Source organism: Rhizobium sp. CF122 (assembly GCF_000282035.1).
Classification (GTDB): domain Bacteria; phylum Pseudomonadota; class Alphaproteobacteria; order Rhizobiales; family Rhizobiaceae; genus Rhizobium.
In genome coordinates this window covers 1-14,207 of sequence record NZ_AKKA01000095.1, presented here as the reverse complement: position 1 = coordinate 14,207, position 14,207 = coordinate 1, and the positions used below count along the sequence as shown (strand labels likewise).

13 protein-coding genes are annotated in these 14,207 nt (G+C 58.6%); 6 read left to right on the top strand and 7 right to left on the bottom strand.

Features of this window, described 5'->3' with window-relative positions:
- Positions 1-17 precede the first annotated feature (17 nt).
- The 4 genes from PMI09_RS24025 (at position 18) to PMI09_RS24010 (ending at position 3,237) form a co-directional block, all read left to right on the top strand.
- Positions 18-791, top strand: coding sequence for a transporter substrate-binding domain-containing protein (locus PMI09_RS24025; protein WP_007800584.1), 774 nt, complete (start codon positions 18-20; stop codon positions 789-791).
- A 12-nt stretch (positions 792-803) separates the two neighbouring features.
- Positions 804-1,526, top strand: a complete 723-nt coding sequence (locus tag PMI09_RS24020; protein WP_007800583.1) for an ABC transporter permease — start codon at positions 804-806, stop codon at positions 1,524-1,526.
- Between the two features lie 12 nt (positions 1,527-1,538).
- A complete protein-coding gene (locus tag PMI09_RS24015; RefSeq protein ID WP_007800581.1) occupies positions 1,539-2,228 on the top strand; it encodes an ABC transporter permease in 690 nt (229 codons plus the stop codon).
- Between the two features lie 100 nt (positions 2,229-2,328).
- On the top strand, positions 2,329-3,237 hold the full coding sequence (locus PMI09_RS24010) for a homocysteine S-methyltransferase family protein (protein ID WP_007800579.1): 909 nt from the start codon (positions 2,329-2,331) through the stop codon (positions 3,235-3,237).
- 268 nt (positions 3,238-3,505) lie between these two features.
- Here PMI09_RS24010 and PMI09_RS24005 read toward each other — a convergent pair whose 3' ends face one another.
- The 7 genes from PMI09_RS24005 to PMI09_RS23975 form a co-directional block, all read right to left on the bottom strand.
- The gene (locus PMI09_RS24005) at positions 3,506-4,504 is read right to left on the bottom strand and encodes an Ldh family oxidoreductase (RefSeq protein ID WP_007800577.1); all 999 of its coding nucleotides are present in this window, start codon (positions 4,502-4,504) and stop codon (positions 3,506-3,508) included.
- A 1-nt stretch (position 4,505) separates the two neighbouring features.
- Entirely contained in the window at positions 4,506-6,491 is a 1,986-nt protein-coding gene (locus tag PMI09_RS24000; protein ID WP_007800575.1) for an oxidoreductase, read from the bottom strand.
- Positions 6,492-6,772: 281 nt separating this feature from the next.
- On the bottom strand, positions 6,773-7,849 hold the full coding sequence (locus PMI09_RS23995; protein WP_007800572.1) for a quaternary amine ABC transporter ATP-binding protein: 1,077 nt from the start codon (positions 7,847-7,849) through the stop codon (positions 6,773-6,775).
- The gene (locus PMI09_RS23990) at positions 7,842-8,729 is read right to left on the bottom strand and encodes an ABC transporter permease (RefSeq protein WP_007800569.1); all 888 of its coding nucleotides are present in this window, start codon (positions 8,727-8,729) and stop codon (positions 7,842-7,844) included. Before PMI09_RS23990 ends, PMI09_RS23995 begins: the two co-directional genes overlap by 8 nt.
- 96 nt (positions 8,730-8,825) lie before the next feature.
- Positions 8,826-9,827, bottom strand: a complete 1,002-nt coding sequence (locus tag PMI09_RS23985) for an ABC transporter substrate-binding protein (RefSeq protein ID WP_007800567.1) — start codon at positions 9,825-9,827, stop codon at positions 8,826-8,828.
- Between the two features lie 69 nt (positions 9,828-9,896).
- Positions 9,897-10,691 carry a pyrroline-5-carboxylate reductase family protein gene (locus PMI09_RS23980; RefSeq protein ID WP_007800564.1) on the bottom strand — a complete coding sequence of 265 codons (795 nt, stop codon included), beginning with the start codon at positions 10,689-10,691 and terminating at the stop codon, positions 9,897-9,899.
- A 12-nt stretch (positions 10,692-10,703) separates the two neighbouring features.
- Positions 10,704-11,333 (bottom strand): TetR/AcrR family transcriptional regulator, encoded by a 630-nt coding sequence (locus PMI09_RS23975; RefSeq protein WP_007800562.1) that lies wholly within the window; start codon positions 11,331-11,333, stop codon positions 10,704-10,706.
- Positions 11,334-11,477: 144 nt separating this feature from the next.
- Between PMI09_RS23975 and PMI09_RS23970 the strand changes: the two genes are divergently transcribed.
- Both PMI09_RS23970 and PMI09_RS23965 read left to right on the top strand, forming a co-directional pair.
- The gene (locus tag PMI09_RS23970) at positions 11,478-13,514 is read left to right on the top strand and encodes an NADH:flavin oxidoreductase (RefSeq protein WP_007800560.1); all 2,037 of its coding nucleotides are present in this window, start codon (positions 11,478-11,480) and stop codon (positions 13,512-13,514) included.
- Between the two features lie 40 nt (positions 13,515-13,554).
- Positions 13,555-14,190, top strand: coding sequence for a dimethylsulfonioproprionate lyase family protein (locus tag PMI09_RS23965; RefSeq protein WP_007800558.1), 636 nt, complete (start codon positions 13,555-13,557; stop codon positions 14,188-14,190).
- Positions 14,191-14,207 lie beyond the last annotated feature (17 nt).

Here is a 14,207-nt window from a genome sequence, read left to right as displayed (position 1 = left end):
CAGGAGAATCTTGAAAAATGAAACTACTCCCCATGCTTCTTGCCGGCGCTACGCTGGCTTTTTCGGCCATCACCGCTCAGGCTGAGGTTCGTTTCGGCATTATGAACGAATCTTATCCGCCGTTCTTCGCCAAGGATGCCTCCGGTCAATGGCAGGGCTGGGAAATCGATCTGATGAACGCCGTCTGCGGAGAGATGAAAGAGCAATGCTCAATCGTGGAGCTGTCCTGGGATGGCCTCATTCCTGCCCTGCAGAGCAAGAAGTTCGACGTCATTTGGTCGTCCATGTCGAATACGCCTGAGCGTTCGAAGGTCATCGATTTCACAGACAAATATTACAACACCCCCAGCACGCTGATCGGGCCGAAGGATGAGAAGGTCGGCGCAAGTGCAGAGGATGTGAAGCGCAAGACCATCGGCATCCAGGTCTCCACCATCCAGTCGGACTACTTCAAGAAGTATTTTGCCGGGGTCGCGGACGAGAAGACCTATCAGACGCTCGATGAGGCGTTCCAGGACCTCGCTGCCGGACGCATCGACTACGTATTCGGGGATTCGCTTGCTCTGGATGCCTTTCTGAAAAGCGATAGCGGCAAGGATTGCTGCGCCAAGGCCGGTGACGTGGCAGATGACAAGGAGATTCTCGGGGCAGGAGTGTCCGGCGGCCTGCGCCAGGAAGATACCGAACTGAAGGCAAAGCTCAACGCCGCGATCGCTGCGGTACGCGCCAGCGGCAAATATGACGAAATCACCAAGACGTACTTCGACTTCGACATCTACGGCGCAAAGTAAGCGGTCCGGACGATGGCGGCCACCCAAGGAATCCTCGAGCTTCTTTCACCCTATCCACCTGGATGGGGTGGGACGTTGCTCGTGGGTGCCGTCTCCACGATTGCGATTTCTGCCGGCGCCTTCCTGATCGGCCTTCTGCTCGGGACGGGAGGCGCTCTTGGCAAGCTTTCCGGCAACCGGCCGCTTCGTCTGGTACTCGATCTCTATACGACGGCTATTCGAGCCATTCCGGAACTGATCTTGATCGTCGGGCTCTATTATGCCGGCATGGACGGCCTCAATCGGCTGCTGGCAACGTTTCGTCTGCCGGAGATCGAGGTGAATGGCTTCGTCGTCGCCGTCGCTGTGCTCGGCTTCGTACAGGGTGCCTACATGACGGAAGTGCTGAGGGGAGCGATCCTCGCCATTCCCGCTGGCGAAATCGAGGCGGCGAAGGCCTTCGGCATGGGGCCACAATTGCGTTTTCGTCGTGTCATCTTGCCGGCACTCTTGCCGAACGCGTTGCCGGGCCTTGCCAATCTCTGGATGTCGATCACCAAGGACAGCGCGCTGGTTGCCGTCGTCGGTTACCAGGAACTCGCGCTCGCCACTCGCCTGGCCGGCGCGAGTACCAAGCATTACTTCATCTTCTTCCTGGCCGCAGCGCTTCTTTACCTCGCCATCACGCTCGTCTCCAACGTCGTCTTCAGTCTGATCGAGCGTCATGTGCGGCGCGGCCAACCGAAGCCCGTCTGAGGAGTGGGCAGCATGACCTTCACATGGATGGCCTCTTACTGGCCGCTTCTACTGGCAGGCGCCGCACAGACCGTTCTGCTCCTGGTGATCTCGGTCGTCTTCGGCTTCGCAATTGCGATCGGTCTTGCCTTTGCGCAGGTAAGCGGCGGCCCCCTCGTCAGGTATTTCGCTAGGGGCTATTGCACCTTCTTCCGCGGCACGCCTCTGCTCATCCAGCTTTGGCTTCTCTACTATGGTGTTGGTTCGCTACTGCCGATGATTCCCGGTATCCGCCAGAGCCTGTTCTGGCCCATGCTGCGCGAGGGTTTCTTCTTTGCGGCCGTGAGTTTCACCCTGAACTACGCCGCCTACGAAGCGGAAGTGTTGCGCGGCGCGCTGCTTGCCGTACCGAAAGGTGAGTTGGAAGCAGGCCGCGCATTCGGCATGTCGCGCTTCACGCTAATCCGGCGCATCTGGCTGCCGCGGGCCATCCGCATAGCATTACCAACGATTGGCGGTGAAATCGTCATGCAGCTGAAAGCGACCCCACTCGCCTTCACCGTCACCGTGATGGATCTCTATGCGGTCGCAAGCAAGGTGCGCCAGGACACATTGCTCGTCTACGAGCCGCTGATCGTGGTGACGGTGTTCTATCTCATTCTCACCGCCACTATTGCCCGCGTCTTCCGCCAGCTTGAGGCGGAGGTGCCGGTGCGACGGTAACAAGAGGAACGATCATGTCTTCTCAACTTCCAGCGGCTCCAACGATGATTGCGGCTCTCTGGCTCCTGATAACCCCCTGATCCAAGTTCGGAATCCTTCCATGAATGAAGTCTGCATCCTCGACGGCGGTATGAGCCGCGAACTTTTACGGCTTGGCGCCGAGCTGAAGCAGCCGGAATGGTCGGCTCTCGCGCTTATCAATTCGCCAGACATTGTTCGCAAGGTCCACGACGAATTCGTTGCCGCGGGCTCCGACGTCATTACGACCAACAGCTATGCTCTCGTGCCGTTTCACATCGGCGAGGACCGATTTTGGGAGGAAGGCGCCGCATTGATCGCGCGCTCAGGCAAGCTTGCCCGCGACGCCGCGGATGCCTGCAGGGACCGCAAGGTCCTGGTTGCCGGTTCGCTACCGCCCGTTTTCGGTTCCTACGAGCCGCAGAATTTTGATCCTCTGCGGGTACAGAAGTATCTTGCGGTACTCGTGCAAAATCTCGCTCCTTATGTCGATGTCTGGCTAGGCGAAACGCTGAGCCTCATCGCCGAAGGGGATGCCGTTCGCGAGGCGGTTGCGCAAACCGGAAAACCATTCTGGATCTCATTCACCCTGGCCGACGATGCAGTGCAGACAAGCGGCGCACCACCAAAGCTCCGCTCGGGCGAGTTGGTAGAGCAGGCTGCGTCATGGGCGGCGCAATCGGGTACGGAGGCGCTCCTGTTCAACTGCAGCAAGCCGGAAGTCATGCGTGCGGCCGTCGGCGCGGCGGCCCAGATTTTCAAGGATCGGGCCTCGCCCCTCAAAATCGGCGTATATGCGAATGCCTTTGAGGGCGAGCAAGGAGATGCTGCTGCCAACCAAGGCCTCCACGAGACTCGGAGCGACCTGGATGATGACATCTATTCGCGCTTTGCCTGTTCGTGGGCGGAGGCCGGTGCAACGATGGTCGGCGGTTGCTGCGGGATCGGTGCTGGACACATTCACCGCCTCCGTAGAGTGCTTAGGGGTTAACGGCCACAGCTGAACGGTGGTGATCTCGCGGATGGTGTTATCGTGAACGAAGGAGCATGGCCTGGCCGTGGGGCTTTCGTGTCTTTTGACAGGAAAGTATCTCGACAGGCTGGCAAGGCCAACCGACGCGTTTTCATGACGCCAATGATGAGTGGCATGACAATGCCCATTCCGGTGGCGCCGTGAGGCTCCCCATCCGTTGTCGTACCAGCCGGATACGCGCAGCAGTCTTCCCTTGAAGAGTTTGAGAAGGGCTTCCAAGCCTCGCCTATTTGGTCGTGATGGCGACGATCTTTTCATAGACGCTGCGGGGGATGGATAGTTCCCCTGATGTCTGAGCGGACTCTATTCCACTAACGCCTGGAACGAACACGCCTTTGTCCTGCAGGCGACGTACTTGGCGGAGTGCTCGATCAATCCGCCCGTCAGCTCCTTGCCCAGGCACGATTGCGACGACACTCAGCCCGACGGCGGGCGATGCCGTACCCGACCTGAAATCCGGCGCATCCAGAGACCAGGGGCCACCGGAAAGGCCAGCCGACAGCATTTCCACAAGGAGCGCGATATTTGCGCCTTTGCGGCCGCCGAAGGGCAACAAGGCTCCCGTCAGCGCCGTTTTTGCATCTTGGGTTGCGTTACCGTCTGCGTCCACCGCCCAACCTTCAGGGATCGCCGTTCCTTCTTCCGCTGCCCTCACGATGTTTACGTAAGCGGTTGCGCTCGACGCCTGATCAATGATCATTGGGGGCGTGCACTCGCCGAGCGGAAATCCGAACGCCATCGGATTTGTGCTGTAGACGACAGGTCCTCCGGCTTTGGCCACCATCATGGCATTTGCATTCGTCGCTGCCAGTCCAACCACACCTTCATTGCAAAGTCTGCGGACGTAATATCCGAGCTCTCCGGTCGTATAGCTGTTGGTCTGCGTGAAGACAGCAACACCAAAATTGCGAACGGCTTCGAGCAGATGGGTAAAGGCAAGATCGAAACCCAGCTGGGCGATGCCGCGATCTGCGTCGGAAACGAGAAATGCAGGAAAGGCACGCTCCAACCGCGGGTTTGGATCGCGATTTATCCGTCCCTTGCGGAAGCCATCGAGATAGTCCACGAGGTGCGGAAATCCGAGGGTAGGTGGCCCGTAGATTGCCGCCGACAACGTAGCATCCACGAGAGAACGTGCGCTCGATACGGCCGTACCGCAAGCCAGGCACGCTTTCATTGCAAGTTCCTCGGCGTCCTTCCGACTGAGTACGACCGCGTCGGACATGTCAGATCTCCAGCCCTGCTTTTCTGCCTTCGTAGAACGCGTAAGGAGCCTGGCGCGGTGCCGCGCAATCTCCGATCTGTCGCGTGGCAACGCCCAATTCAAGAAGGCTTGGCATCAGCCAGTCCATCGGATGATTGGTCGTTGCGGTGACCAACCCCTCCGCCTCGAAGAAGCGGCGCTCACCGGTGTTGTGATCCAAAATCGTTGCACCGTTGCCGTGCCATTTGACGACACTGACCTCCGTGATCCATTGAACACCCAGCCTTTTCAAAACCTGTCGCATCGGCACATCGGCGGCCGTTCTTTGAAGTTCCTTTCCGACGAACGGGTCGGGCGTAAGAATTGTGACATGATGGCCATCTTCCGCCAGCTTCCAAGCCGTCCCGCATCCACGCCAGCCACCTCCCTCATCCAGGAGAAGGACACGCTTGCCTGGTCTTGCCTGCCTTGCCATTACCACTTCGACGGTGAAAACGCTGCGCTTGTCGATGCCGGGCATCGCCTCAACGGTTGGCAAAGCTTTCTGAAAGCCGGTCTCAGGGGAATAGGAACCAGTGGCCACCACAACGACATCCACCTCCGATAGGTCGATCTCGTCGGCTTCCACGTAGGTGTTCAGCCTGACGTCAACGCCGAGCTTGTCCAGTTGGCGTTCGTACCAGCCGAGCAGATCAAGGATCTGGGCGCGCCGGGGCTGCAGACCAGCGAGCAGAAAATTGCCGCCGAGGCGCATGCCGGCTTCCGAGAGGACGACGCTATGACCGCGTTCCGCCGCTACCCTTGCCGCCTCGAGCCCTGCTGGACCGCCACCGATGACAAATACTCGCTTTGGATCAGAGGTCTTGGTGAATCGATCGCCGTTCCATTCGAATTCACGCCCCGCCGAAGGATTGATCAGGCAGCTTATCCAGTAGTCTCTAGAGCGTCGCCCCCAGCACATCTGGTTACAGGAGATGCACCCACGAATGTCTTCAGGACGTCCTTCGCTGGCCTTTTGCGCCAGATGAGGGTCGGCGATCTGTCCGCGAACGATGGACACAAGGTCGCACGCGCCTTCGCCGAGGACCGTCTCGGCATTCTCAGGTGTTCGGATGTGACTTTCGGCGATGACGACGGCGTTCTTCACGACCGTCTTCAGACATGCGGCAAGATCGGCGCCGAGCTTTTCTGGATAGATAAACGTCGGCATCAGCTTGTAGAAGTCGAGGTAGCCTCCCGACCCGCACGTTACGTAATCGACGAGACCGAGCGCATCGTGAAGCTTCACGATCTCGGCAAGTTCTTCTCGCTGGAGAGCTGCCTTCACGTCCGGCTCGTCACTAACCGCAAGACCTATAATGAAATTCGGTCCACAGGCCTCACGTATCCGGGAAAGAATCTCGCGAGACATACGTGTACGGTTTTCGAGCGACCCTCCCCATCGATCTTCACGTCGATTGCTCCATGGCGTCCAGAATTGGTCGACCATGCCCAGATACGCTGCCCAGACTTCCACGCCGTCGAAGCCGGCCTCGCAACATCGCCGTGCCGCTTGAACAAACCCGTCGATCGTTTCCCAGATCTCGGCTTCGGTCATCGGATGCGATCCGTCGCTGTCGTGGTAGCTCGGTAGACCAGACGGCGACCAGTGAGGATGGAAGGAATTGTCGGAGTCGCCGTGCGCTCCAACGTGATAGAGCTGCTGGATCGCGACGGCCCCGTTCTCCTTGATGGCCCGAACAACCTTGGCAAAGTGGGGGACGACGGTATCGTCGCAATGACGGAAGTTTCTCTGTGTCAGAACCGCAGCAGCATGGACCGGCATCGGTTCGACGACGATCATCGCGGCGCCGCCGATCGCGCGCTCGGCGTAATAGGCGACATGGCGCTCGGTTGGCAGTCCGTCGACGGCCATGTTTGCTGTATGAGCGCCAAATACGATGCGGTTGCGAAGGGTGTGCCCACGGATCAGGAGCGGACTGAACAGGCGGGGAAACTTTTCGGGCATGATCGCTTCCGGATTGCGGGTCTTTGCTAGATTCTGGCTACGATGGTCTTTCGGATGTCATCGACTTGAGAGCAGGGGGCAATTGCCGCGCCAGAGAAAAGGAGTGCTTGCCCGAGCGCGTCGTCGACGCCCTATCGTCGGGAGAGAACATGCTTCCGAGGATTTCGACGGGCAAACCTGAATCCTGGGAGGCGCTGTAGTGCATGGAACTCGCGAGAAATCCCATGCAAAGGGGGATCCGTTCCAACTGGCATTGTGGTCGAACCTTTGCGCGAAAAGCCTCACCGCACGAGGGCAACAGCATCGTCGCTTATTTGAGCGACATCCGAGTTGACCATCGCGGCCGCAAGCTGGCGGAAAGTGACGACACCGACAGGACGAGATCCTTGCCCGACGACTGTTACATCGCCATCGGGCGCCAACGCGAGCAGACGAACGGCCTCCTCGACAGTCGTCGAAGCGTCGACGGTGAAACTGCTGACGGCGGCTCCAGGCCGCAAAGGGCTCATGACGGCGCTTACCTGAACCACGCGACCGCGGTTGACCTCCTTTACGAAGTTGGCGACATACTCATCTGCCGGCCGCAACACGATGTCCTGGCTGCTGCCTTGCTGAATGATTTCGCCATCGCGCAGGATAGCGATCTGATCTCCCAATCTCAACGCCTCATCGAGATCGTGTGTGATGAAGACGATCGTCTTCTTGATCTCCTGCTGGATGTCGAGCAGCACTGTCTGCATATCCGTTCGGATCAGCGGGTCGAGCGCAGAATAGGCTTCATCCATCAGAAGGACCGGGGCGTCGTTCGAGAGTGCGCGCGCCAGGCCGACGCGCTGCTGCATGCCGCCTGAAAGCTGGTTCGGGTATTTCTCCTCAAAGCCCTTCAAGCCGACGCGCTCAAGCCATCGCATTGCGACGTCGACGGCCTTCGAACGCTCCACACCCTGGACTTCAAGGCCGAAGAGCGTGTTATCGAGAACGTTGCGATGCGGCAGGAGCGCAAACTTCTGGAACACCATCGCCGTCTGGTGCCTGCGGAATGTGCGAAGCTCAGTCTCGTCCATCTTGACGACGTCTTTGCCGTTGACCAGCACTTCGCCGGCCGTCGGGTCGATCAGTCGGTTGATGTGACGAATGAGCGTCGACTTTCCCGAACCGGACAGGCCCATGATGACCTGGATGTAGCCCGACGGCATTTCGATGTTGATATCGCGCAGTCCAAGGACGTGGCCGTGCTTTCGGTTCAATTCGGACTTGGTCAGCCCGTTCTGGACCGCCTCGATATAGGAACTGGCATTCGGACCGAAGATCTTGAAGAGGTGGCGGATCCTGATGCCGCCGAAATCATGATTAGCCATGGACGATCTCCCGATGCTTCTGGAGCCGCTTGCCGTATGCCTGGCTGACTCGATCGAAGATGATGGCGATGCCGACGATGGCAAGGCCGTTGAAAATGCCCAGCGTGAAGTACTGATTGGCAATCGCTTTCAGAACAGGCTGTCCAAGCCCCTGGACGCCGATCATCGATGCCACCACGACCATCGCCAGTGCCATCATGATCGTCTGGTTGATCCCAGCCATGATGGTTGGCAATGCAAGCGGCATCTGTACCTTGAAAAGCTTCTGGGAATTCGAAACTCCGAAGGCATCGGCTGCCTCAAGCACGTCCTTGTCGACCAGTCGAATGCCGAGGTCGGTCAGTCGGATCATCGGCGGAATTGCATAGATCACGACGGCGATGAGGCCGGGAACACGGCCAATCCCGAGCAGCATGACGACAGGGATCAGGTAGACGAAGCTCGGCATTGTCTGCATGACGTCGAGGATCGGATGGACAACGCGCTGGAACCGGTCGGAACGCGCCATCAGAATGCCGATGGGCAAGCCGAGCGCGATAGACAAGACCGTGCAGACGAAGATCATCGAGACAGTCCGCATGGTGTCGTCCCACATGCCGAAGTAACCGATGAGCAACAATGTCACGAGACAGCTCAACACAATCTTCAGGCTGCGGCTCGCTAGCCACGCAACAACGAGGACCATAAGGGTTATGATCGGCCATGGCGTCTGAGTCATGAACCGGTCGACAGCGATCAGGAAGTGTTGCAACGGAGAAAAGAAGCTCTCGATCGCATCACCATAGGCGCGCGTGAAACCTCGAAATCCGTCGTCGATCATCTTCTTGAGATCGCGAAGACTGTCGTCGTTCATATGCGGAAATTTGTAAAACCATTCCATTCGGTTCCCCTTTCTCTGAAAGAGCCGTGACAAGTCTTTTGATTATTTCCGGCTTTTGAGGTGGCGGCGCGTCAGCACGCGCCGCCCACTCAACTATCAAAGCGAGGCTTCGACTTTCTTTGCTGCGTCTTCCGACACCCACTTGGTCCAGATGTCCTTGTTTTCCTTGAGGAAGTGCTTTGCAGCATCTTCGCCGCTTGCCTGGTTGTCGGTCATCCACGCCATGACCTTGTTGACCGTGTCGTTGCTCCAGGAGCGCTTCTGCAGGTAGGACATGACATCCGGGCCAGCCTTTTCGGCGAATGGCTTCGCCACCAGTGTGACAATCGTGTCGACAGGCCATGCGTTCGGCTTGGGATCTGCGCAATCCGCCACCGTGTTGCAGCGTTTCCATTCAGCGGCATCAGCAGGGACGCCGGCTTCCAGCTTCACCATTTCATACTTGCCGAGCAAAGCGGTCGGGGCCCAATAGTAGCCGACCCAGCCCTGCTTGCGCTCGTATGCCTTCGCAATCGAGCCATCGAGACCGGCCGCGGAGCCCGTGTCCACAAGCTTGAAGCCCGCCTTCTCTGCATCGAAAGCCTTATAGAGCTGAGAGGTGACGACCGTTCCGCCCCAACCTTGCGGTCCGTTGAAAATTGCGCCCTTGGAAGAATCCTCCGGGTCAGGGAACAGTTCCGGGTGCTTGAGCATGTCCGGAATCGTCTTCACATCAGGGTGGGCTTCCGCGAGATATTTGGGGATCCACCAACCTTGGATACCGCCATCGGGAAGGGGCGAACCAACTTTGACGATGCGTCCTTCATCAGTGCCTTTCTTCACGACGTCCGGAAGAAGATCAATCCAAGCCTCCGGCGCGATGTCGGGTTCGCCCTTCTCGGCCATTGAGGTGATCGTCGGGACGGTGTCGCCGACGGTAATTTCCGCCTGGCAGCCGTATCCCTCGTTCAAGATAATCTTATCGAGATTCGAAAGAACCTCGGCGCTCTGCCAGTTCATGCTGGCGATCGTCAGGGAGCCACAATCGGCGGCGTTCGCATATGAGGCCACTCCCAGCAGTCCGAACATCATGCATGTGGATGCCAATAGTTTTTTCATTCCCGTTCCCTCTTTTATTGCGGCGCATGTTTTGAGAGTGGGATGCCGCGTAGTCCCACCCCACGGTCATCATGAGGTATCTCCCATGCTCTCCGATCTCTTGAACGCGACGGTCAGTCCCCTGGAGACGGCCTCGTTGAGGCCTGCTGCACGCATTTCCTCGATCGCCGCCGCGGTCACCCCGCGGTAGTCGACAAAGGCGCGCACGATGTCGTTGGGACATTCCTGGCGTTTTTCCAGAAGGCGACCCGTCCCTTTAAGAAGCGTGACCGCCGCGCGACGTGCCACGTCGACGGAAAGTCCATGGCCGACCGCGTGCTCCATCATTGCCGAGGCCAGCAACGACGGAAAGGCAGGCCCAGTGCCCGAGAAGCCGGTTAGATGGTCGATGTCGCGTTCGCTCTTAACCTCGTCCTGGATTCCGCAGGCACTAAAGATGGCTTTGACGATATCTCGGTCGTGTTCCTGCACAGCTTTCGATGCGATCCATGGGGTATAGGACATCGAAACTTCGGCCGCAGCATTGGGAAGCGTTCGCACCACCCGTTCGGTCTTATGCCTTTCCTGTAGCGCGGAAATACGAATGCCCGCCATCACCGAGATGAGCAGCTTCTGGTTGGCGTCGATCGAGACCGCGTCCCAGTCCTGCGGTCGAACTGACATGATCACGACATCGGACCTGTCCACCAGCTCCTGGTTATCCTTCGTCCAAAAGGCGCTGGGGAAGCGTTCCGGTTTCGCGCTGCGATAAGAAAGCGAAAGGTGCTCTGACGTGACGATGCCGGCATTGAGCATGGAGTTGGCAATTGCGCTTCCGAGCCATCCGGCTCCGCCAATCACTCCGATCCTCAACGAGACGTTCATCGTCCTTTCCTCCTAGCCGGGCCTGTATCCGTGTCTTGCGTAAAAGCGATCGAGCTCTCGCTGCTGCGGTATCTCGCCAGTGTAGATCGCGATGTATTCCGGGATTCTCTTCATCCTTACCGCCACGTCTTCCTTGGCCTGCATGGAGATGTAGCCGATCTGCACGAGGTAAGTCGTTCGTGCGCGAACGTCGGCCGTGTTCTCGGCGTGGCCGAACCGCATGAACATGCGCGTGAGCGCCTCCATTCTGGTCCGATCGGCCTCGCGGACCTCTGCGAGGATCCCGTCTGACTGGAGCGCCCAACTTCTGACGGCAAATTCGAACTTGCTGTCAAAAAGCCTGAAATCGAGCCAGCAGTCGAACACGTTTAGCATCGCCTCGGCCAGAGTCTCGGCATAGGCTTCCGATTGCTTGACGATGCTGCCGGTGTTCTTTTCGCGCCAACGCGACACCAGTCCGGCCAGCAGCTCCTCTCGATCCTTGAAGAACCAGTAAAAGCTTGTGCGCGAGAGATTGAGCTTCTTCGCCAGAGGCAAGATCTTCACGGAATCGACCCCGGACTCCAGCAGGGAGTCGTAGGCCGCCTCCAGCCATCCCTCCTGCGATCCACGCCAGCCACTGTCGCTTAAACTCTGGTCCATAACCAACTCCTAGCAAATCGTTAAGGTCGACGCAATCAAAATGTACATCACTGTCCATTTAATGCGACTGCTGTGTTTTCATGATTGACACATATGTACATTGTGCTTAGCGTCCGAACCAATTCCTAATTCGGAGCACGACCGATGTCGAATGATCCCCTCCTGCAGCCGTATCAACTCAAGCATCTGACGCTACGCAACCGCATCATCGTGACATCCCATGAGCCGGCCTATCCTGAGGACGGCATGCCCAAGGAACGCTACCGGGCCTACACGGTCGAACGGGCCAAAGGCGGTGTCGCCATGACGATGACTGCGGGGTCGGCAGCCGTGTCCAAGGACAGTCCGCCCGTCTTCAACAATCTGCTCGCCTACAAGGACGAGATCGTCCCGTGGATCCGGGAGATGACCGATGCAGTGCACGAGCAGGGCGCGGCAATCATGATCCAACTCACCCATCTCGGTCGGCGTACGCGCTGGGACAAAGGCGACTGGCTTCCGGTCGTCGCCCCGTCGCATCATCGTGAAGCGGCCCACCGCGCGTTTCCGAAGAAGCTGGAAGATTGGGATATCGAGCGCATCATCAAGGACTTTGCCGACGCCGCCGAGCGCATGAAGGCTGGTGGCATGGACGGCGTGGAACTGGAAGCCTATGGACACCTGATCGACCAGTTTGCCTCTCCGCTGACCAACGAGCTCGAAGGTCCGTACGGCGGACCGCTCGAAAACCGCATGCGCTTCTGTCTGGACGTGTTCAAGGCGATGCGCCAGAGGGTCGGCGACGATTTCATCCTCGGCATCCGTTACACCGCCGACGAGTGCCTTCCAGGTGGTACAGGCAAGGCCGAAGGGATCGAAATTTCGAAGCGGTTGCGCGACAGCGGTCTAGTCGACTACCTGAACGTCATTCGTGGTCACATCGACACGGATCCGGGCCTGACCGACGTCATTCCGATCCAAGGCATGGCCAACTCGCCCCACCTCGATTTTGCCGGCGAGATCCGCGCTGCAACGAATTTCCCGACGTTCCATGCCGCGAAGATTCCGGATGTTGCTACTGCCCGTCACGCTATCGCCGCGGGCAAGGTCGATATGGTTGGCATGACGCGTGCGCATATGACGGATCCTCACATCGTCCGGAAGATCATCGAGAAGCGCGAGGACGACATCCGCCCCTGCGTCGGCGCCAACTACTGTCTTGATCGCATCTACCAAGGTGGCATGGCGTTCTGCATTCACAACGCCGCCACCGGCCGCGAACAGACCATGCCTCATGTCGTTCCCAAGGCCGAGACTCGCAAGAAGGTCGTCGTCGTTGGCGCTGGCCCGGCGGGCCTCGAAGCGGCCCGCGTCGCTGCCGAGCGCGGCCACGAGGTCATCGTCTTCGAAGCCGCGAGCAACCCGGGCGGACAGATCCGCCTGACTGCCCAGAGTGAACGTCGCCGAGAGATGATCAGCATCATCGACTGGCGGATGGCCCAGTGCGAAAAATACGGTGTCGTCTTCCATTTCAATAGGTGGGCAGAAGCAGACACGATCACCGCGGAAAGGCCCGACGTCGTCATCATCGCGACAGGAGGCCTTCCTCACACGGAGGTTCTGACCAAGGGCAACGATCTTGTCGTGTCGTCGTGGGATATCATTTCCGGCGACGTGAAACCGGGATCGAATGTCCTCGTCTTCGACGATGCCGGAGATCATGCAGGCCTGCAGGCAGCCGAGTTCCTTGCCAAGGCAGGCGCAAAGGTCGAGATCATGACGCCCGACCGCTCCTTTGCGCCCGAAGTCATGGCCATGAACCTTGTCCCGTATATGCGGTCTCTCCAGAAGCTGGATGTCACCTTCACAGTCACCTTCCGCCTTGAGTCCGCCGAAAGGAACGGAAACCAGCTCGTTGCCAGCGTCGGAAGCGATTATGGCGGCGTGTCGAAACAGCGGGTGGTCGACCAAATTGTCGTCAACCACGGCACGATCCCGCTCGATGAGCTCTACTTTGACCTCAAGCCTCTTTCGAGCAATCTCGGCGAGACCTCCTACGACCAGCTCTTGGCAGGCGAGCGCCAATCGGTGGTCCGCAACGCTGAAGGAAAATTCCAGCTATTCCGGATCGGCGATGCGGTCGCGGCGCGCAATACCCATGCGGCCATATACGATGGTCTGCGCATCGCGAAGGACCTCTAGACCGCGCAAGAACGCGTTTTGAACGAACGGAGATCTGTCAGTGGCAGAACGTCGTGATCAGCTGCAGCTTCTAATCGACGCCGCATATCTGGCGTTCGACAGCCATGCCCAAGATCCCCAAAGCCGGCGATCGCTCAGCCAGGTCTTTTCGATCCTCCAGATGTCAGGCGAACAGCGCCCGGGGAAAGGAAGCCGACTACCAGCGTGCCAGTTCTTGTCCATGATTTCGGTCGATGCCGGTTCGCAGCTGTTGCGGGACCTTTATGCTCGCTTCCAGGCACTTGAGCCACTTCTTACCTGGCGCCGCCGCCAGGATGCCTCCGGTACTGCAAGCGACAACTTTCAGGATGGGCATGCGAATGCGATGATCATCGGACCGGGAGGCTTGGAGGAGCGCAATGACGTCTGGTTTGGCGCCACCTTAATGGCGCCGAACGTGCGATACCCCGATCACGACCATGCCCCCGAAGAAGTTTATCTCGTGATGTCCGAGGGAGAGTTCCAGCACGGGGATTCTGCCTGGTTTTCACCCGGTATCGGCGGGTCGTTCTACAACCCGCCGGGAATAAGACATGCCATGCGATCGACGGATAAGCCGCTTTTTGCGTTCTGGGTGCTCCTGCCCGGTCGAAGCGATGACCCGGCTCTGAACTCTAACGAACAGGTGCAGTCATGAAAATTCTCGTCCCCGTG

Coding starts and splice junctions, on each gene's coding strand:
- PMI09_RS24025 (WP_007800584.1), top strand. CDS start 18: ATGAAACTACTCCCCATGCTTCTTGCCGGCGCTACGCTGGCTTTTTCG.
- PMI09_RS24000 (WP_007800575.1), bottom strand. CDS start 6,491: ATGCCCGAAAAGTTTCCCCGCCTGTTCAGTCCGCTCCTGATCCGTGGG.
- PMI09_RS23990 (WP_007800569.1), bottom strand. CDS start 8,729: ATGGAATGGTTTTACAAATTTCCGCATATGAACGACGACAGTCTTCGC.
- PMI09_RS24005 (WP_007800577.1), bottom strand. CDS start 4,504: ATGTCCGACGCGGTCGTACTCAGTCGGAAGGACGCCGAGGAACTTGCA.
- PMI09_RS23980 (WP_007800564.1), bottom strand. CDS start 10,691: ATGAACGTCTCGTTGAGGATCGGAGTGATTGGCGGAGCCGGATGGCTC.
- PMI09_RS24020 (WP_007800583.1), top strand. CDS start 804: ATGGCGGCCACCCAAGGAATCCTCGAGCTTCTTTCACCCTATCCACCT.
- PMI09_RS23985 (WP_007800567.1), bottom strand. CDS start 9,827: ATGAAAAAACTATTGGCATCCACATGCATGATGTTCGGACTGCTGGGA.
- PMI09_RS23995 (WP_007800572.1), bottom strand. CDS start 7,849: ATGGCTAATCATGATTTCGGCGGCATCAGGATCCGCCACCTCTTCAAG.
- PMI09_RS23970 (WP_007800560.1), top strand. CDS start 11,478: ATGTCGAATGATCCCCTCCTGCAGCCGTATCAACTCAAGCATCTGACG.
- PMI09_RS24010 (WP_007800579.1), top strand. CDS start 2,329: ATGAATGAAGTCTGCATCCTCGACGGCGGTATGAGCCGCGAACTTTTA.
- PMI09_RS23975 (WP_007800562.1), bottom strand. CDS start 11,333: ATGGACCAGAGTTTAAGCGACAGTGGCTGGCGTGGATCGCAGGAGGGA.
- PMI09_RS24015 (WP_007800581.1), top strand. CDS start 1,539: ATGACCTTCACATGGATGGCCTCTTACTGGCCGCTTCTACTGGCAGGC.